14 protein-coding genes are annotated in these 20,325 nt (G+C 35.3%); 9 read left to right on the top strand and 5 right to left on the bottom strand.

Annotated elements, in window-relative coordinates; translation table 11 throughout:
- Positions 1-518 precede the first annotated feature (518 nt).
- On the bottom strand, positions 519-770 hold the full coding sequence (locus tag H8R22_RS09820) for a helix-turn-helix domain-containing protein (RefSeq protein ID WP_113634439.1): 252 nt from the start codon (positions 768-770) through the stop codon (positions 519-521).
- Positions 771-1,645: 875 nt separating this feature from the next.
- On the opposite strand from H8R22_RS09820, the gene H8R22_RS09825 reads away from it, so the two are divergent.
- The 3 genes from H8R22_RS09825 to H8R22_RS09835 are packed head-to-tail and all read left to right on the top strand — an operon-like array spanning position 1,646 to position 8,655.
- The gene (locus H8R22_RS09825) at positions 1,646-4,639 is read left to right on the top strand and encodes a SusC/RagA family TonB-linked outer membrane protein (RefSeq protein WP_166137775.1); all 2,994 of its coding nucleotides are present in this window, start codon (positions 1,646-1,648) and stop codon (positions 4,637-4,639) included.
- Between the two features lie 19 nt (positions 4,640-4,658).
- Positions 4,659-6,068 carry a RagB/SusD family nutrient uptake outer membrane protein gene (locus H8R22_RS09830; protein WP_225872935.1) on the top strand — a complete coding sequence of 470 codons (1,410 nt, stop codon included), beginning with the start codon at positions 4,659-4,661 and terminating at the stop codon, positions 6,066-6,068.
- A 4-nt stretch (positions 6,069-6,072) separates the two neighbouring features.
- The gene (locus H8R22_RS09835) at positions 6,073-8,655 is read left to right on the top strand and encodes a S9 family peptidase (protein WP_166137772.1); all 2,583 of its coding nucleotides are present in this window, start codon (positions 6,073-6,075) and stop codon (positions 8,653-8,655) included.
- A gap of 42 nt (positions 8,656-8,697) precedes the next feature.
- Here H8R22_RS09835 and H8R22_RS09840 read toward each other — a convergent pair whose 3' ends face one another.
- The 4 genes from H8R22_RS09840 to H8R22_RS09855 form a co-directional block, all read right to left on the bottom strand.
- Positions 8,698-8,976 (bottom strand): DUF6520 family protein, encoded by a 279-nt coding sequence (locus tag H8R22_RS09840; protein ID WP_131910607.1) that lies wholly within the window; start codon positions 8,974-8,976, stop codon positions 8,698-8,700.
- 89 nt (positions 8,977-9,065) lie between these two features.
- On the bottom strand, positions 9,066-10,550 hold the full coding sequence (locus H8R22_RS09845; protein ID WP_187010252.1) for a MauE/DoxX family redox-associated membrane protein: 1,485 nt from the start codon (positions 10,548-10,550) through the stop codon (positions 9,066-9,068).
- An 87-nt stretch (positions 10,551-10,637) separates the two neighbouring features.
- Entirely contained in the window at positions 10,638-11,558 is a 921-nt protein-coding gene (locus H8R22_RS09850; RefSeq protein WP_187010253.1) for an AraC family transcriptional regulator, read from the bottom strand.
- Positions 11,559-11,595: 37 nt separating this feature from the next.
- Positions 11,596-11,979 (bottom strand): DUF7793 family protein, encoded by a 384-nt coding sequence (locus H8R22_RS09855; protein ID WP_086452582.1) that lies wholly within the window; start codon positions 11,977-11,979, stop codon positions 11,596-11,598.
- Positions 11,980-12,201: 222 nt separating this feature from the next.
- Here H8R22_RS09855 and H8R22_RS09860 point away from each other — a divergent pair, with 222 nt between their 5' ends.
- From H8R22_RS09860 to H8R22_RS15710, 6 genes are all read left to right on the top strand, one after another.
- A complete protein-coding gene (locus tag H8R22_RS09860; RefSeq protein ID WP_187010254.1) occupies positions 12,202-14,631 on the top strand; it encodes a bifunctional aminotransferase class I/II-fold pyridoxal phosphate-dependent enzyme/GNAT family N-acetyltransferase in 2,430 nt (809 codons plus the stop codon).
- Positions 14,632-14,662: 31 nt separating this feature from the next.
- On the top strand, positions 14,663-15,496 hold the full coding sequence (locus H8R22_RS09865) for an RteC domain-containing protein (protein ID WP_166137760.1): 834 nt from the start codon (positions 14,663-14,665) through the stop codon (positions 15,494-15,496).
- Between the two features lie 481 nt (positions 15,497-15,977).
- On the top strand, positions 15,978-16,286 hold the full coding sequence (locus H8R22_RS09870; protein ID WP_072944053.1) for a helix-turn-helix domain-containing protein: 309 nt from the start codon (positions 15,978-15,980) through the stop codon (positions 16,284-16,286).
- An 83-nt stretch (positions 16,287-16,369) separates the two neighbouring features.
- Positions 16,370-17,824 carry a DUF3945 domain-containing protein gene (locus H8R22_RS09875; RefSeq protein ID WP_166137757.1) on the top strand — a complete coding sequence of 485 codons (1,455 nt, stop codon included), beginning with the start codon at positions 16,370-16,372 and terminating at the stop codon, positions 17,822-17,824.
- A 60-nt stretch (positions 17,825-17,884) separates the two neighbouring features.
- The gene (locus H8R22_RS09880; RefSeq protein WP_166137753.1) at positions 17,885-19,975 is read left to right on the top strand and encodes a type IA DNA topoisomerase; all 2,091 of its coding nucleotides are present in this window, start codon (positions 17,885-17,887) and stop codon (positions 19,973-19,975) included.
- Positions 19,944-20,195, top strand: coding sequence for an ORF6N domain-containing protein (locus H8R22_RS15710; RefSeq protein WP_317171753.1), 252 nt, complete (start codon positions 19,944-19,946; stop codon positions 20,193-20,195). The genes H8R22_RS09880 and H8R22_RS15710 overlap by 32 nt, the downstream gene beginning before the upstream one ends.
- The last annotated feature ends 130 nt before the right edge of the window (positions 20,196-20,325 follow it).

The following is a 20,325-nucleotide window of genomic DNA, read 5'->3' on the forward strand; positions in this document are numbered from 1 at the left end:
ATTAATATATAAAATAATGTTGCATCGATTTTAGCATCAAGCAACTTAAAACAAGTAATATATTAAGAAATTTTAGGAGGTTGCCAGATTTTGCAGATGTAGGAAGAATTAACAAACTTATCGTATGATATTATCGCGATGGCGATATCTGAATTAAAATCAGGTTTTTGAACAAAGTAAAAAGTACTGCAATTTATTGTAAATCCAACACAAGTCCCACATGTGTAAAATGGAGAACACTTTCCGTTACAATCATTACCGCATTCATGAGAATCATTCTCACAGCTTTTCTCCATACTACATTCTGAATGTTTAGCGTATGCAGAGCATGGTACTGCTGAAAGAAACAGCACAATAAACGATAGTATTGTCACCCATATTTTCACTTTGCTAATTTAGAGATAATATTACTATTAATGAAATATACAAAACCACTTCTACTATTTTTTACGGTTTTCCTCATTAAAAAATAAGAATTTGAAAGATGCTTAGGCATCTTTCAAATTCTTATTTTTTGTTTACTCATCAACTCGGTATTTTTTAATATCAAATTCAAAATCAAACAATTCTTTAGGATGAACTTGTAAAGCTCTAGCAAACTTCATTAAAGTTTTTAGCGTTAAATTTCGTTTACCACTTTCATACTTACTTACCTCTGCAGAATCAATACCAGTCAAAAATTCAATGTCCTGTTGAGTTTGGTTATTCTTTAATCTTATTTCAGAAATTCTTCTTCCTATATATTTTTGTAAATCTGCATTAAATTCCATTTTAATATGTTTTCAAGCAATTTCCATTTTATTAATAAAAATATTGTTGGGATATATGCCAGTATTTAAAAAATATTTCTATATTTGTTTCCTATTCAGAAATGAATTGTATTTTTGCGATCCTTCAAATAAAATATTGAAGCATTCGCTTAGAATCTAGCTCTTGAAAACTGGTAATTTTTGCAACTAGATGATAAGTAAGATGCTCACGTCCCATGGCGTGGGCTCACTTATTGTTGCACGGTATACCAGTACCTCAAGGGCAGTAAGCTGAGTTCCATGCCATTTTTTATGCGCAAAAGTTACTCCCTTTTATTCTTAGCAAATCTTCTTTTTTACAGTATCGTAAATCAATCAATTAATTGAATTAGTTAGTTTGGAAACGCACTGCCTGCGTTGGGCTGCAACTGGCAACGGCAGTGTACTTTCCTAAAAAAACAACTTAAATTCAAACGCCTTTGCACCCAAAAAAGAGTGTTCTCAAGGTTTGTGGTAACAGTAATAGCGCAAATCGAAATAATAAATTGAAAAACAGGAAACAAACAACAAAAACATGAAATACTATAAAACTATAAAAGTTACTTTAATTCTAGCTTTAATTACACTGATAATTTGTTGGCTTTATGGTTCCAATGCTTTTATATAAACAGCAATAACTAAGAAAAATAACTATTTATTTTCACATCACACGGCTTGCTTAGATGTGACAACACCTAATAAAATACAGATAACGCCTATGACTTAATAAAAAATAAAATCTATGCCTTAGCGCTTTCGAGGCTAATCACAAAAAAAAGGCCCTCTAACTCTTCTTGGCGGACGAATAGAGGACCAAAGCAAACTAAACCGAAGTCTAACTAAACCAATTCAAAAGTATGAAAAAAAAATCATTTTTGAAGTTTTGGACAACAACACAACTGTCCAAACTGTACTGCATCCTTTTCCTGTGCTTCATAACAGGATTAAATGCGCAAACACGATCTATCAAAGGTAAAATTACCGATGATACCAGCACAGTTCCTGGGGTAACCATAAAGGTTAATAATAAGCCAACAACAGCATTTTCTGATGAAAACGGCAATTACACTATACTAGCAGCGGCGAATGATGTTTTGGTTTTTTCCTATCTAGGCTATAAAACGATTCAAATTGTAGTTGCAAATCAAGTAACTATCAATGTAAAATTGACTGAAGATGCAACGACTTTAAAAGAAATCGTAATAAATGCCGGATATTATTCTATTAAAGAAAAAGAGCAAACCGGTAGCATTGCAAGAATGACTGCAAAAGATATCGACAAGCAACCTGTCACAAATGTATTAGCCGCAATGCAAGGAAGAATGGCAGGTGTCAATATCATTCAAGATGGGGGAACTCCTGGTGGTGGTTTCCAAATTAAAATTAGAGGTCGCAACAGCATTCGTCTTGATGGGAATGAACCATTATACATTATTGATGGAGTTCCCTATTCAAACGAGTCCATAGGTAGCACAAACACTTCAACAGCATTACCAAGCCAAGCCAGCCCGCTCAACAGTATTAACCCCAATGACATTGAAAGCATCGAAGTATTAAAAGATGCCGATGCGACTGCAATTTACGGCTCAAGGGGAGCAAATGGTGTGGTCTTAATTACTAGAAAAAAAGGAAAATCAGGTAAAACAAACATTTCAGTAACGGCCTCAACAGCCGTTGGTACAGCGACAAAATTTGTAGATCTTATGAATACGGAGGAATATTTATCGATGCGTAAACAAGCATTTATCAATGATGGAATTCCAATCTCGGATACTGATTATGATGTAAATGGGGCTTGGGATCAAACCCGATATACTAATTGGCAAAAGGAATTATTAGGCGGTTCAGCAACAATTAATGATTTGAGAACTAGTATCTCTGGTGGCAGTGAAACAACACAATTCTTGATTAGTGGGAACTACAGAACCGAGGGAACAGTCCTTCCGGGAGATTTCAGGTATATTAAAGGCGGTATTCTTAGCTCAATAAACCACACTTCTTTAGATAAGAAATTCAAAATCTCTTTTTCGGGAAATTACACGGCGCAAGATAATCTACAAGCAGCGACAGATTTGACATTAACAGCGCGTTATTTGGCACCAAACGCTCCCGCACTCTACGATTCAAATGGAAATCTGAATTGGGAAAATGATACCTTCGAAAATCCTTTGGCACCTCTAAATAGCACCTACCGTGCGAACACCAATGACTTGGTGGCCAACAGTGTGTTGTCATATGAACTAATTCCAGGTTTAGAAATAAAATCAAACTTTGGTTTTACCGATTTAAAAACCAAAGAAGTCAGAACGATACCATCCACGATTTACAATCCCGTTTACGAAGTTGGGAGTGACAATTCCTTACTATACTTAAACCATACCAGCAGACAATCATGGATTATTGAGCCACAAATAAGAGGTTTCAAAACTTTTGGAAACCACAAATTTGATGTACTACTGGGGATGACAAGCCAGCAACAACGCACAGAACGCCTATTCCAATCGGGTATTGGTTTTGCAAACAACAATCTGATTAATAACTTAGCATCTGCAATTACAAAAAACACAACCAATAGCGATATCTTTTTATACCGTTATCAAGCTTTTTTTGGTCGCGTTAATTACAGTTACAACGAAAAATACTTTTTAAACTTTACAGGTCGTCGAGATGGCTCTAGCCGATTTGGACCAGGCAAACAATATGCTAATTTTGGTGCTATTGGTGCTGCATGGATTTTTAGCAAAGAAAAATTCAATCCAGAAAATAGTAAAATGAGTTTTGGAAAACTCCGTTTTAGTTATGGAACTACGGGCAATGATCAAATTGGAGATTATCAATTTTATGATACCTACGGTACAACTGGTGCTAATTATCAGGGCATAATTGGGTTACAACCTACACGACTTTATAATGCCGATTTTGGATGGGAAACCAATCGTAAACTAGAATTAGCTTTAGAAACTGGTTTTTTTAAAGACCGAATTTTTAGTACGCTAGCGTTGTATAAGAATCGTTCGTCCGATCAATTGGTGGGTATTCCTATGCCAGCTACAACAGGTTTCTTGTCATTGAATGCGAATCTTGATGCTACCGTTGAAAATTCAGGTTTTGAATTTTCCGTACGAACCCTAAATATTGATTCAAACTCTTTTAAATGGTCAACAAACTTCAATGTGGCCGTTGCAAAAAATAAACTACTTTCTTTTCCGAATCTTTCAGGTTCCACTTTTGCAAATCGGTATGTGATTGGACAATCCATTGATATTGTAAAATTATACCAAAGCAAAGGTGTTAATCCACAAACAGGATTATACGATTTTGTAGATTTAAATGGGGATGGAAGCATAACAGCAGGCGACAAGCAAATTAGCAAGGACTTATCTCCTAAATATTTTGGAGGCATCCAAAACCAATTGGACTATAAAAATTGGCAATTGGATTTTTTATTTCAGTTCGTAAAAAGAGACAATTACGATTACATTTCAAATGTTCCGGGAGGTGGTCAAGTAAACCAAAGCAACACTAGTGGTGATGCTTGGCAGCAAATTGGGGATCAAAGCAGTTCGCAACTGCACACTACGGGACTAAATGGTGCTGCGGTAAGCGCTTATTATAGATACATAGAAAGCGATGCTGTAATTACAGACGGCTCTTTTATCAGACTAAAAAACATATCACTTTCCTATGATATTCCGTTACAAGCGACCACTAATGTAAAATGTAAACTTTTTATTCAATGTCAAAACCTACTCACATTTACATCTTACAAAGCAGGTGATCCCGAGTTTAAGTTCTCAGGATTCCTCCCTCCGCTAAAAGTGATCAGTGGTGGAATGACATTAAACTTTTAATCCTCAAAAAAATAGTAATATGAAAAATTTACAATTTATAATGGTACTAACAAAGCCATTTCAGGTGTATCGCATTCTTTTGGTTTTGGCACTGATACTGTCTTCAAGTTCCTGTAGTGATTTTGTGGAGGTTCCATTGCCTAATTCTCAGCTTACAGGAACTACAGTGTTTGAAAGTGAATTGACAGCAAATGCAGCAATGGCACAAATCTATGCACAACTTCGTGACGGCGGCATCCTATCTGGGTTACCTACTGGTGCATCTGTCAGAATGGGATTGTACGCTGATGAATTACAAGATTATACGAACTCTACAATTGCCCTACCTATTTACAACAATGCGCTTACGGCTGACAATGCTACTGTGGCGTCACTTTGGACTTCAAGCTATAGTCAAATATATAACGCAAATTCAGTTATTCAAGGTGTTGAAAATTCGACTGGGTTGCCTATTGTAGTTAAAAACAGAGTGTCGGGTGAAGCACTATTTGTTCGTGCTCTAGTGCATTTTTATCTGTTACAAATTTATGGTAGCATCCCATATATAACAGGAACTAATTATGAAATTAATAGAAAAGTTACGCGCAGTTCTGCGGATCAAGTATATGCAGCAATCGCGAAGGATTTAGAAAGCGCCAGTTCAAGATTGCCTGAAAATTATAGTTCTTCGGATCGTGCAAAACCCAATAAAATGGTGGCCAAAGCCATGCTGGCCAGAGTATATTTATACATGAATAAAAATACAGAAGCAGCAAATGAAGCAACTACTGTTATCAATAGTCCGCTTTATGCTTGGGAAACGGATTTAAACAAGATTTTTCTAAGAAATAGTAAAACTACTATTTGGCAATTAGCATCAGCAACTGCGGTACGAAACAGTAATGAAGGTACAACTTTTATTTTCGTATCAGGACCGCCACCAGTTTGTGCGCTTCGTACCGATTTTATGAATGCATTTGAAACAGGCGACCAACGCAAAGTGAATTGGACAAAGTCAGTTACCACCGGACTAAATACATGGAATCATCCCAATAAATACAAACTGCGCACCGCAACTACAAGTTCGCAGGAATATTCTATTGTGTTGCGCTTAGCAGAACAATATTTGATTAGAGCCGAGGCAAGAGCAAAACTAGGCGATTTAACAGGCGCAAAAGAGGATTTAAATAAGATAAGAACGACCGCTGGTTTACCAATAATTACCTCAACTATTGCAACTGAAATTTTATCTGAAATTCAAAAACAACGAAGATTTGAATTTTTTACGGAACACGGCCATCGCTTTTTTGATTTAAAGCGCACTGGATCAGTCGATGAAGTACTATCTGTTTCAAAACCAGGCTGGAACAGTTCCGATATTTTGTGGCCTATCCCTGAGCTAGAATTGAATGCAAATCCAAATTTACAACCACAAAACACAGGTTATTAAAGTTATGAAACTATTTAAAAAAAATAGTACTACCGCTTTCAGTTATTCTTGTAAAAAAACAATTCTATCATTTTGCATAGTAATATCCTGCTCTATTTACGGGCAGGATCATTCCAAAAAGAATATTGCTGAAGTAGAGTATGAAAGGTGGGGCAAATTAGAAAACAGAGCTATTTCCCAAAAGGGAAACTGGATATCATTTGATATGCAGTACAGCAATGGTTCAGATACACTCTTCGTAAAACATACGCAGAAAAATATTGGATTTAGCTTTCCACTAGGAACACAGGGCAAATTTGGCGGTGAAATTGCATTTGGTGCCTTTCAAGGAGATAAAGTAATAGTAACCAACTTAGAAAGTAGTGAAAGTTATGTTATAGCGAATAGTGCTGCTTTTGAATTTGCAAATAGTGGGAAAATTATTGTGAGCTATTCCAATGATGGGCAATTAATCATGAGAACAATAAAAAACAAAGAAATCATCCGTGTTCCAAATGTAACGGAATACCAATTGGATCAGCCTAACAATATCCTGTTTTATCACACTAGCCATGAAGGGAAAAGTAATTTCGGAACAATAAATCTTAGGACAAACCAAAAAACAGAATATCACACAACGCAAAACAAATTATCTGGTCTGATATTAGCAGAATATGGAAAAGGTGTTTTTTGGCTCGAAGAGGGCATTAACGGGAAATACACAAAACTGAACTTCTACAAAACCCAAGATAACAGTATTCAAACCTTTGAACCAAAATCATTCTTAAATTTTCCAGAAAAGCATGAAATTGTTGCCAAAAAATCTTTCAAAATTTCAAGTGATGGTAAAAGAGTATTTTTTGGAATCGCGAAACTCAAAGAAGAGGCAACACCAAAAAAAGAAGATGTCGAGGTTTGGGATACAGAAGATTTATGGATTTATCCAAAAGCAAGTAGGGAAAATCTTGAGGGATACTCCACTTTATCGGTTTGGTTTATTGAAGAAAAGCGCTGGAATGCGATTACAAGTAAAGAACTCCCTTTTGTACAGGTTAACGGCAGTAAATCAGTTGCATTACTTTACAATCCCACTGCATATGCACCTCATTTTAAACGCTATGGTGAGGTTGACTATTTCTTGTACAATCTGGCTGATGGTACCAAAAAGCTATTTTTAGAAAAGCAACCTGGTGAAAATTACTTATTGTCTTTTTCTCCAAATGGAGCGTACATATGCTATTTTAAAGATAAAAATTGGTGGCTGTACAATATAAAAACACAATCTACAGTGTCAATTATGCCACCTAAAGGTTCCGAATGGGTTTCAAATGATTTAAAGTATATAACAAGACCACATGTTTTTGGAATGAAAGGATGGAGTGATGATGGAGAATACCTTTTGGTACAAGATGAGTTTGATATTTTTAAATTTAATATCAAAGCAAATAAACTAAAACGCATTACAAACGGACGAGAAAGCGGTACTTACTTCACTGTAGATGGTTCGAACATCAAGCAAGTAGGAAATGATAATTACAACGGTTGGGCTCTTACTGAAATTAATTCAGATAATGATTTAATCGTTTCATCAAGAAATGCAACCACCAAAGCACAACAATTCAAATTAGTTTCGACATCCAATATTTTAATTCCAGTAGCAAATAATGATACAAAATCAGATGAATTGCGTAGAGCCAATAATGAAGTCTATGTCTATCGAGAACAATCACACAATCAGTCTCCAAGAATTGTATCTTTTAAAAATGGTGTAAATAAAGTTCTGTTTGAAAGCAATAGCCATGATAAAAATTTCAATCAAGGAAAGGTAGAACTAATTTCATTTTCGAATTCAAAAGGAGACAAACTGCAAGGATTATTATATTATCCGGTAAATTATGAAGTAGGCAAAAAATATCCGATGATAATCAATGTTTACTCGCAAATCACTAACTCATTGCACGAATATTGCATTCCGACTTTATACAACGATACCGGTTTTAATGTGAAACATTTTGTGCAACAGAATTATTTTGTACTAATGCCTGATGTGAAATATTATGAAGGAGAAACCGGAAATAGTGCACTGGATTGTGTTGTTGCTGCAAACAATGCAGTTGTAAAAACAGGAATGATTGACTCAAAACATATTGGCTTAATAGGGCATTCTTTCGGAGGTTATGAAACAAATTACATCATTACAAAATCGAATATTTTTGCAGCAGCAGTATCGGGTGCAGCAATTTCAGACATGGTAAGTTGGTATTTTAGTAACTCAAAAAGTCTCAATATTCCAGAATTATGGAGAAGTGAATCGCAACAATGGAGAATAGGAAAATCTATTTATGAAGACAAAGAATTGTACCTAAAAAATTCACCAATACTTTATGCAGATAATGTTACTACACCATTACTGTCTTGGGTGGGTAAAATGGAGACTAATTTACCCTACGAACAGAGTTTACTTTTTTATAATGCATTGAGGAGAGCCAAGAAAAAGAATGTATTATTAGTATACCCAAAAGACCAGCATGTAATTGTAATCAAGGAGAATAAAATGGACCTTACAAAACGAATTACCGATTGGTTTGACCAATATTTAAAGGAATAAAAAAATAAGTGCAGTTTGAATAAACTGCACTTATTCGTTAATCTACGGATTAACAGTTCTAAAAAGCGGCGTAGCACAGTTCGTTTCACTATCTTTATCGTATACTTGTGAAGAACCACTCATACAAAAAGCATTTCCAGTAACATCGCAATCTACGTTTACCAGTTTACAACTGGAAGGGAGTGGTGAATGGATATAACCATTAATAATTGCAGTAGCCGTTTGGCTTTCTGTAGCCGTACTAGTGGTTACAGCAGCAGCACTAGCCAATGAGAATGCTACCATTGGAAGCACCATCAATTTTAAAAAATCTGTTTTCATAATAAAAAAATTAATAATTATTATTTCGATCTACTCTTTTCTACAGGTTTTCGATCTTACCCCTGATACTGGCCAGTATATCTTTAATTTTATTTTTTTAGTTGCGTTAAAATTGGGGCTCCAAAAGTATATTTTACAATTTGATGTCCTACTATTGCATACAAGGCCTTTTCAGTTATCAATAAATCACTCATTTTCATTTTATTTTCGTGGTAGATGTAGAAACTGAATAGATAGATTTTTTTCGTAATATCATAAACATCAATTATAGAAGCATAGTTCCAATTTTTTTTACTTTCATAACGACCACGAAGCCCTGATTGATTAAACAAAAGTTCATTAAAGGCAGCACTTCTTAAATTAACAGTATAAGGCGGAGCTGCAAGTTTACTATCCCCTGATTTTTTGACTCTGACTACTTTTAATTTAGCTCTGGTAGTGGTATCTATAGTCGTAACGTGATGGACAAGTTGCAAAGCTGTATCGGCTACAATAAATTGATTCCGATAGAAATACGTATAAACGATTTTCTTTAAACCCTCACTGTAAGTCAGGGTTCCGTCCGTGTCAAAAATACCGTCTATTTGTTTTTGTAATAAGTGCTTTTGCTTTCTAATTTTTAAAGAATCATCTAAAGCTATTGTACCCAATATATTTTCGTAAGTACCTAATTGTTGCCCTCTAAATACACAAAGAGTAGAATCAATTGGCTGTAATGTAGTAAAGTAAGGTTTTTTGGTAACCCAAATGGTAGCTTTCCAATCAGAAACTAAACCCCGATAAATGATAGGAATAGAACCATCATAAAGAAAAAAATGAGCACCCAAAATTTTTGTTTTAACGGCTCTAAAAGGTAAAGTATCCGGAGTAAGTTGAATAGAATATTGTTTTTTATGTTGCAATGTGCTGTCAAACTCAATGATAGTTAAAGGAGAAATGGTATTTCCTAAATAGATATTTCCTTTAGAGTGGCCGGCAAAGTAAAATCCATAATTATTTAAGTTTTTTGTTAAAGTCCTTGATGCAACGTTAGGAGTAAATCGACGAATAAATGGATTTTGCTTCTTCATAGTATCCTCTGATGATAGAAATAAAAAAACAACGAAAAGCACACTTGATACTACTATTAATAACAGTGAGATAATCCCTTTTTTATCATATTGATGAAGCAACAGACTACAACTACCTATGAAAATGAAAAAAAGGTTGAAAATCAAGTGTTCATTCCATCCTAACTTTTCTAAAATTCCACCACAAGAGCATGGAATAAACGAACTAAAATTCAAAATCAAAATAATATATGTAGTAAAAACAGTCATTAAGCCCACTGATAAATAAAGGGCCTTTATTCGACTTACTCGCAGAGATAAAGCAACTACTAGTCCCAATTCCGCAAAAATTACAAGAAACGAGATAGAAGCAGCATAAGCACTTAAAAGTGGAGACTGGCCTAATTGTGTTTGAAAGTTTTCAAAATCAATTAGTTTACTGATTGCAGCATACGTAAACAAAATGATATACAGGAAGCAGACCATCTCTAAAAATACATTTTGTAATTTAATATTCAGTTTCATAGTACTTTTTATTTAAAGCAAAATTCTGAATTATAAAATGACTATAGTTGTCTTTTTGGGAGTAAGAGATGACTAAAACGGATAACTTTAATCCTCAACTGACGAAATAAAACCAACTTCATTTCGCTTTAATTCGTTGGGAGAAAAACCAAATTGTTTTTTAAATGATTTTGAAAAATTTGGATAATTATTAAAACCATTCATGACAGAAATATTTTTTAACGGTATTCCAGCATGTTCAATCATAAAGAAAGCTCTTTTGAGACGCTCTTGATTATAAAACTGATAAATACTAGTCTTAAAAAAATGGCGAAAACCATCTTTTAATTTATGTTCATTAGTACCAAATTTAGAAGAAAGCACCTTTAAGGAGGGAAGGGGTTCTTCAAGGTGTGCTAAAATATAATCATAAAGTTTTTGAATCAATAACGCATCTGCCTTTCGAGTTTTATTATGTTTCTCGTTTTCATTCCCATACAGTAAAGGACTATAAGTATCTTGACGTGCAGGAGTAACCAGATTTATTATAATTTCCGAACCATTAACCAACCTTACAATGTTACTGGCAACCGAAATAGGTAAATGTTCTTTAGGTGTAAAATCTAATGTAATAGTTGTAGGCAAAGTACTATTTGCATCAACTACTTCTTGAAGTTGTTCAAAAGAAGCTGTAGTAATAATGTCCGCCAAAGATAGGTTGATCAACTCAGATTCGGAATGACCCAAAAAGGAAGTAACTTCAGGAGTAAAGCTCTTGATAAAAAAAGACGAATCTAAAACAAATGTGCTTAGAGCTGTAACTTGAAGGGTCTTATGTGTATTAATGTAACCAATTTGAAAAACCGACTCCTGCATTTCTTCCGCTACCATATTAATTAAAACAACTAGCGTTTCCAATTGTTCATCATTTGAACTTAAAGGAATGCGCGTGTTGAAATTGCCACGTGCCATCTCAAATAACATTTGATGAATTGTAACAATACGCTCTTCGTTGTATGTTTTATTCATAAGATTCAACTTTTAATTTTTTATCTTATAGTAAACGCTAAACAAACCCTTTTAGATAAATTAAAGCGTCATCTTCTTTCGTGAAAATTTGAGTAGGTACAGAGGGCTTACTAATCTCTACATAAAAAGTACTAATAATCAAGGAAAGTTTTTCATTTACAATAAGTGCTACTGCTTGCGTCAAAATAGAGCCCGACTGTGCTAAATGATCTCTTCCAGCTTTCTCAGTAGCAACAACACCCCTAATATCACATAAAATAGGATAAGTACATTCGTTTTGAAAATGAATTCTATCGGTTACAACGCACTGGGCTACCCTTAAATCAATAGTAGTATTAGGCTTGTATTCAAAAAAGAGAATGCCCCCAGAGATCCAAAACCTGGCAAAATCATTCTCATAAAAATCATGTGCTGCAATCATGTTTTACGAATTTAATTTTTCTAATTTAACAAAAATATAAACATCTATTAATAAGACACTTGCCAATTTGGGATTATTTGTTGCAATTTGGAAGTTTTAGTTGTCAATTCGGGACTTTGACTTGTTATATCGGGAGTATTGAGGTATTGGATGAAATAACTTTCAATTTTTATGATGAATTTTAGATATCTAAATTTTTAAAACAACTTAAACAATTTAAAAATGGCAAAAATTAAGCACAATAATTTCATAGACACAGTTGATGAGGTTTTATCAGGAGCAAAAAAAGAAGGATTACTACATCTATATGCAGAAGACAAAAAATTGACAGGTAGGACAATCCAAGTTAAGGGAAAGGAAATGTTTCATTTTGGTACAACAGGTTACTTGGGACTCGAACAAGACATTCGGTTGAAAGAGGCTGCAATAGCAGCCATAAACAATTATGGTACACAATTCCCACTTTCAAAGTCATATATTTCGCATCCGCTTTACAGTGAACTAGAGCAAAAAATTGAATTAATGTATGGTATACCACCCATTATAACAAAGAACAGTACATTAGGACATTTAGCTGTTATCCCGACATTGATAAGAGATGAAGATGCCGTAATAATGGATCATCAAGTACATTGGAGTGTACAAAATGCGTGTCAGCTTTTAAAGCTACGGGGAATTCCAGTGGAGATGATCAGACATAGTAATTTGGAAATGTTAGAAGATAAAATCAAACAATTAACTACCAAATGCAATAAAATCTGGTATATGGCTGATGGTGTATATTCCATGTTTGGTGATTATGCACCTATCCCAGAATTATTGGCTTTGACTCAAAAATATTCTCAGCTTAATCTCTATTTTGACGATGTTCATGGTATGAGTTGGCGAGGTAAAAATGGAACTGGTTTTATTTTTGATATGATAGAAGAACTTCCAGAAAATTGTATTGTGGTGAGTACATTAAGCAAAACCTTTGGAGCCAGTGGTGCGACGGTATTTTGCAGGAATCAGAAACTAAGAGATAAAATCAAAAATTTCGGCGGTCCATTAACTTTTTCCGCTCAGTTAGAACCTGCATCTGTAGCAGCAGCAATCGCTTCGGCAGACATTCATTTATCTCCTGAAATAGAATTGAAACAAAAAGTGCTAGCGGATAAAATCGATTATTTTAACCAGTTATTATCAAACGGAAACCTCCCCATAATTTCAAAAAATGATTCGCCAGTGTTCTTTTTGGGTATGGGTACGCCTGCAACAGCTTATAAGTTTGTGCATCGCCTATTTGAAGAAGGATTTTTTCTGAACTTGGGAATTTATCCAGCAGTTCCAATAAAGAATACAGGAATCAGAATAACATTATCGAGCCACAATAAGCTAGAAGATATTACAGCCTTAGCTGATGCAATGGAATACCATTTTCCCAAAGCTTTGGAAGAAACAAATAGTAGTGAAATCAAAATCAGACGGGCTTTTGGAATGGACAATAAAAAAGCAGAAAATATTTCACAATCAAAAGAGCAGGAGCTTTTTATCGAAGAAAAAAATACCATTCAAGATATTGAAAAATCAGCATGGAATCAATACATGGGAAAACAAAATATTTTCGATTGGGATGGAATTGTTTATTTAGAAAAAACATTTAGTCAGCATCCAGACCCGACTAACCAATGGGATTTTTACTATTATATCATTAAAGACAACAAAGGTATCATAGTATTAATGACCTTTGTTACCTACGGTCTTTGGAAAGACGACATGCTGGCTACTGAGTCGGTTTCTATCCATTTGGAAGAAATAAGAAAGACTAATCCTTTATACCTCACCTCAAGAGTATTGGGTATGGGCTCTCTATTTACCGAAGGAGAACACTGCTTTATCAATCAGGAACATCCTTTGGCAGAAAAAGCATTGAAACTATTATTGGATAAGCTAGAAGAAAAATTCAATGACTTAAATGCAGACATGTTAGTTTTAAGAGATTTCGAAAAAGACAACAGCTACAACAAAATAATAGTAGATCAAGGTTATTTCAAAATAGACATGCCGGAATCCTGTGTAATTGAAAATCAAGTTTGGCATTCACACGAAGAGTTTACAAAAACATTATCGTTGCGTTCCCGTAAACATTTCAATAAAGAGATAGAACCTTATGAGAAGTACTATGATGTTGTAATAAAAGATAAATTGAGCAAATCAGAAATAGGAAGAGCATATCAACTCTACAACAATGTAAAAGACAATAATTACGCTATCAATACATTCCGATACACCCAAGAAATTTTCGAAAACATGAATGAAAGTCCCAACTGGGAATTTATAGTATTAGCCCTGAAAGTAGAGCCTGAAAATCCATTTGTAGGAGTTATGTTTTGCTACAAAAATGACAATCATACCTATGTACCGGAATTAATAGGTATGGATTATAAATGGGCGAAAGAATACCAACTGTACAGGCAATTGTTATTTCAAACCATAAAAAGAGCTAATGAGTTGCAACTTCAAAAGATAGATTTTGGAGTGTCAGCCTCATTTGAAAAAAGAAAATTAGGAGCTAGGATAATTCCAAAAGTAGCCTATGTTCAGGCAAGAGACAATTACGCAATGGAACTTATGAATACTTTGCAAAATGATTACAAATCAATTGCAAAATGACGAAAGATATTGACAACTAATATTTAAAAAGATGTTTGAAAAAGCGATTGAATCATTTAATGCTGTCTGCAATGAAATTTTAGAGGCAAACGATACAATGCAAAATAAGGCTTGCAATGGAATTGTATTGTGTAATAAAACATTAACGAACTTAAAAGAGATAGTTGATAAAAATGATTTCAACACCGTTCCGGAGGAGATCGATTTTTTCAAAAATATCAAACCCGTTCCTATGAGTTTATTGATCTATTTTACAGAAGTGCGTTCCTGCGAGCTAAGAATGCCAAAAGCGGGAAACACTTATAAAGTCGAATTCCTCCAAAAAGAATTGCGGAAAATTAATAAGTTCTTTTACAGAAATGCCGATTTTGTGCATTATATGGAACAAGGATACAGTTATCTGGATCATCAATTCTTTACTCGAAACCATCGCGATAATTTTCCCTTTACACCTATGACTGATTATTACCAATTTCCGGAATTTTCAACATCGCAAGACATGCTCTGGGCAAAAGTAAAGGCGATGTATCGATTTATTCATTACATCCGACAAGCACTAAAAAGACTAAAAGTGGATGATTCTGATATTTTTGAAGAAAAAAAGCATAAAGTATTGGTATGGACAGGGCCAAAAACAGCTTTGACAGAATTAATCTACGCCTTGTTTTCTAATGGAACAATCAATCATGGTGCGGCAGATATTAATACGATAACGACATCCTTTGAAGATTTTTTCAACATCAAACTAGATAACATCTATAAAACCTATACTGAAATTAAAGCACGTAAAAGCAGTAAGACAAAATTTCTGGAGGAATTAACGCTAAACCTACAGCAAAAAATGTACAGAGAAGACCAAGAATAAAGCCTTAACCACTATGCCCACAAGCAGTAAATCCTGATTTAAAAGGATATACTGCTTTTTTTTATGCCAGAATCAATCAAAGAACAATACCAGAAAAATTAAGGTTTTTATTTTTTTCGTACTACGAAAGCCATGGGGATAAAATCCAATAAAAGCTGCTGAATTTTATAAAAACATACTAAACAGTACTAATCTAAAACAGAAATCATGGTTGCACTCATTTTTTATGACAAGATCACTCAAATAATTGGAGCCTAAAAAGAGAATATTTTAAATCGAATAAGAAATCATCATTTTATGGAGAATTATTTTCCAGTAAAACCAAGGCTTTAAGAATTTTAAATGTTAAAGTTTTTCAGTACTACGAAAGCCATTGGGATAAAATCTAACAAAAGCAACTGAATTTTGTAAAAGCATTTTAAACAGTACCTCTATCTGGAAGAATTGCTACATACTGCGTATTGAACCTAAATTTTTGATTATGAATATCGACAGAATAGAATTTATGGCTTGGATGGAGCGAATAATGGAGCGATTTGACATCCTTATGGAATTGGCAAGTGGGACTAAAAATCAACATGCGATTATTGATGGAGAAGAGCTGTTGGACAATCAGGATATTTTACAAATACTGAAGATAAGCCCACGATCCTTGCAGCGTTACCGCTCTTCCGGTAAGTTACCCTATTATACTATTAGTGGAAAAATTTATTATAAGCTCTCAGATGTGCACCAGTTCATCAGAGAAAGCTTTACCGCTCCCATGTCCAAAGTAAAAGTCAACGGCTGACAAATGATGTCAATTAAAGCCAATCAAAGAGAAACAGTGGCAGCTTCTTTACTTTCAATATTGAAATAGAAAATATTCAGATTATGAGCAAACAAACGTTAGATATACATGAGTCTCCTGAACAATTATCAGAGATATTATTGTTACTGGACAAAGAGAAAAATAAAATTCAGGCTGTAAAGGGCATTGATAATAATGGCAAACTCGAAACCGTAGATACTAATAAAAAAAATCAGAATCAGTTTATGCGTGTGGATAAGCAGGGTGATTTCTTTTCCAATTTCTTTTCCAACTTCGTCAGCCAGTTAAAGAACCCAACTAATTTTTCCTTTTTCAAAGTTCCTGAACCTGTCGCTATTGATATGACAAATGAAATGCAAAAACAGATGGATAGACCAACTCCCGAAGGGGAACAGCTGATGAAGCAGCACGAAGTGAAAGCAGAACCCGATAAAAGCAATAATAAACAAGAAAATAAAAATAGTATGACAACAACACAGACAACATCAGAAACAAGCGAATACCGCTACAAACCAGAACAGATCGATTGGCAAACAATGAACAATCTTGGGCTGAACAAAGAAAAACTTGAAAAGATGAACCTCCTTGACCCATTATTGAGAGGGTTTAAAACAAATGAGCTTGTGCCTGTAAGCCTTAATCTAGGCACTGCCGTTACCCGAATGGATGCAAGGCTGTCTCTGCAACAAAATGATGAAGGAGTGGTTGTGGTTGCCATTCACGGTATCCGTAAAGAACCTATCCTGAATTTTGCTTTTTTCGGTCATGAGTTCTCTAAAGAAGATAAAGAAAATCTACTTAAAACAGGCAATATGGGGCGTGTGGTCAATCTGACCAATCCTAAAACGAATGAGACCATACCCTCTATTGTCAGCGTGGATAGGCTGACTAATGAGCTTGTTGCTCTGCGAACAGACAAAATCAAAATCCCTGATGAGATCAAAGGCGTGAAACTTGATGATGTACAAAAGCAAACCTTAATGGAGGGTAAGCCGCTTCATATAGAGGGTATGACTTCCAAAAAAGGGACTTCGTTTGATGCAGAAGTACAATTCAATGCCGACAAACGTTTTGTAGAGTTCTTGTTTGACAGAAATAATACCAATAAGCAATTGCAAAACAATGAGCAAAGCCAGTCGAAGGAAACTCCGAAAACTTTTAGAGGAAAAGAACTGGATAATGAGCAATATCAAAAGTTCAAAGACGGTCAGACTGTCTATGTGAGTGGATTGGTGGATAAGAAAGGTAAAGAATACAAAGGTTACATCACTTTCAACAAAGAGACAAACAAAACAGATTTTTCTTTTCAAAACCCGAACAAAATCAAAGAAGAGGCAAAACCTACTGAAGCTCATAAAACACAAACGGCAGTCAATTCTGAAGGCAAAACCAATGATGCTACCAAGAATATCAAAGAGCCTTTAAAATCAGGACAAAAAAGTCCCGATAGCAAGGAACAGATGGAGGAACAGGAAGCAGACAAAGCGCCGGCCAAATCTAAAGGACGTAAAATGTAATGTGTCATGAAATGCCTTTTGCATTCCATGTGACAAATAAAAAACTGTAAAAATAAACACATGAAAGTAGTGATTGCAGAAAAACCAAGCGTAGCCCGTGAAATAGCAGCCCTGTTAGGAGCCACCGAAAAGAAAGATGGCTACCTACTGGGCAACGGCTATTATGTTACGTGGGCTTTTGGACATTTGGTAGGATTGGGTATGCCGGAAGATTACGGCATTTCCGGGTTTCAGAAATCGTCCCTGCCGATACTTCCCGATCCTTTTTTATTGACCGTCCGAAAAGTCAAAAAAGAGAAAATCTATACAGCAGATGCAGGAGCGTTAAAGCAGTTAAATGTAATTGAACATCTCATTGATCGTAGTGAAAAGATAATTGTCGCAACCGATGCCGGGCGTGAGGGTGAACTGATATTCCGCTATATCTATGAATACCTCAAAAGCAACAAACCCTTTGATCGTCTTTGGATTAATTCGCTGACCGAAAAGGCAATCAGGCAGGGTTTAGACAACTTAAAACCTGGTAGCGATTTTGACGGATTATATCAGGCAGCGCAGGGCAGGAGCCGAGCTGATTGGCTTTTGGGCATCAACGCTTCTCAGGCATTAAGTATTGCTGTAGGAAATGGTATCTATTCACTTGGTAGAGTGCAGACACCTACACTTGCTTTAATATGCAGACGTTATCTGGAAAATAGAAATTTTTCGGTGCAGCAATACTGGCAAATACAGGTGTCCCATACAAAAGAGTTCATAGATTTTAAAAGCCTTTCCAAAAACAAATGGCAAGATAAAAAGCTTGTGGAAAATATATTAAAGTCCATCGAAAGAAATGGCAATACAGTTACGGTTACCACTGTAGAAACCAAAAGCGTGACGGAACAACCGCCTTTGCTGTTTGATCTGACTGGCTTGCAAAAAGAAGCCAATAAAAAGTTGAATCTGACGGCTGAAGAAACCTTGAACATTGCCCAAAGCCTGTATGAAAAGAAATTTATTACTTACCCACGTACTGGGAGTAAATATATTCCTGAAGATATGTGGGCAGAGATTCCAAATCTGATAAGGGCTTTACAGGATATGGGAGCCTTCAAGCAAGCAGTAACCAAAGTGAAATGGGGGCATTTCAATAAACGTATCGTAAATGACCTTCGTGTTACCGATCATCATGGTCTGCTGATTACGGACAAAATCCCATCAGCATTACAGGCCAAGGAAAATGCTGTTTACAATATGATTGCCTTTCGACTACTGGAAGCAATTTCACAAGCCTGTACAAAAGAGATAACCGATATTACTTTACAGGCGCTGCATTATGATTTTGCCTTAAGAGGCTGCAAGATATTGGAACCAGGTTGGCGTTCCATCAAAGGCAGTTTTTCCGATAATGATACTGGACCTGTGCAGGAATTACCCGAACTGAAAAAAGGTGATGAACTCAAAATCAAAGATGCTTCGGTTTTGGAAAAAAAAACCAGACCACCTGTGCTTTATACTGAGGCCGGACTTTTATCAGCTATGGAAACGGCAGGAAAGGAGATTGAAAATGAAGAGGGACGCAAAGCAATGCAAAACGTAGGTATTGGTACACCAGCCACAAGAGCCTCCATTATTGAAACCCTGTTTAGCCGTAACTATATCCAAAGGGGAAATAAATCCCTGTTACCTACCGATAAAGGATTGCAAGTCTATGAACTGGTCAAAGACAAGAAAATTGCCGATGTAGCAATGACCGCAGAGTGGGAGCTAGCTTTGCAGAAAATTGAAAACAACGAAAGTAATGCGGAAGTTTTTCAAAAAGAAATGGAAATCTATGCCACGTCTATTACCAATGAATTGCTGCAAACGGCTATTGTACAAGAAAACCTACCTAGCCTTGTTTGTCCTAAATGCAAAAAGCAGCAACTGATTATTAGAGATAAAATTGTTAAATGTTCTGATGAGGTCTGCAACTGGGTACAGTTCCGAAATGTATGTGGTGTGCATTTAAGCATAACTGATATAGAAAGTCTTGTCAATACTGGCAAAACTTCTCTTATAAGAGGAATGAAAAGTAAAGCTGGAAAGAAATTCGAGGCCTATATTGTATTGAATGAGAAAGGGGAAAGCTCCTTTGAATTTGAAAAATCTAATTTATCAGGTAGAAACTAAAGTCTTTAATCAGGCTGTAAAGCGGAATATAGACCGCTTTCCTGAAAACTTCCGTTTCCAGTTGACCCAAGATGAATTTGATACTATAAACTTGAGGTCACAATTTGTGAACTCAAGTTTGAATTATGCGGGAAGGCGTTATCTGCTTTATGCTTTTACCGAGCAAGGTATCGCTATGCTCTTATCTGTGCTCCGCAGCTATACTGCCGTAAAAGGATGACCACGACCGTTTTCTCATAATTGATAATACCGAACTCTATCATATTGGAGTATCATTGAAAGATCTGGGTAAAAAATGGTTTGCCTTTTCACGAATGGATATTGAGATTGGCAGAATGCTTCAAATTTTA

The sequence above is a fragment of the Flavobacterium kayseriense genome (assembly GCF_014305095.1).
Lineage (GTDB): Bacteria > Bacteroidota > Bacteroidia > Flavobacteriales > Flavobacteriaceae > Flavobacterium > Flavobacterium kayseriense.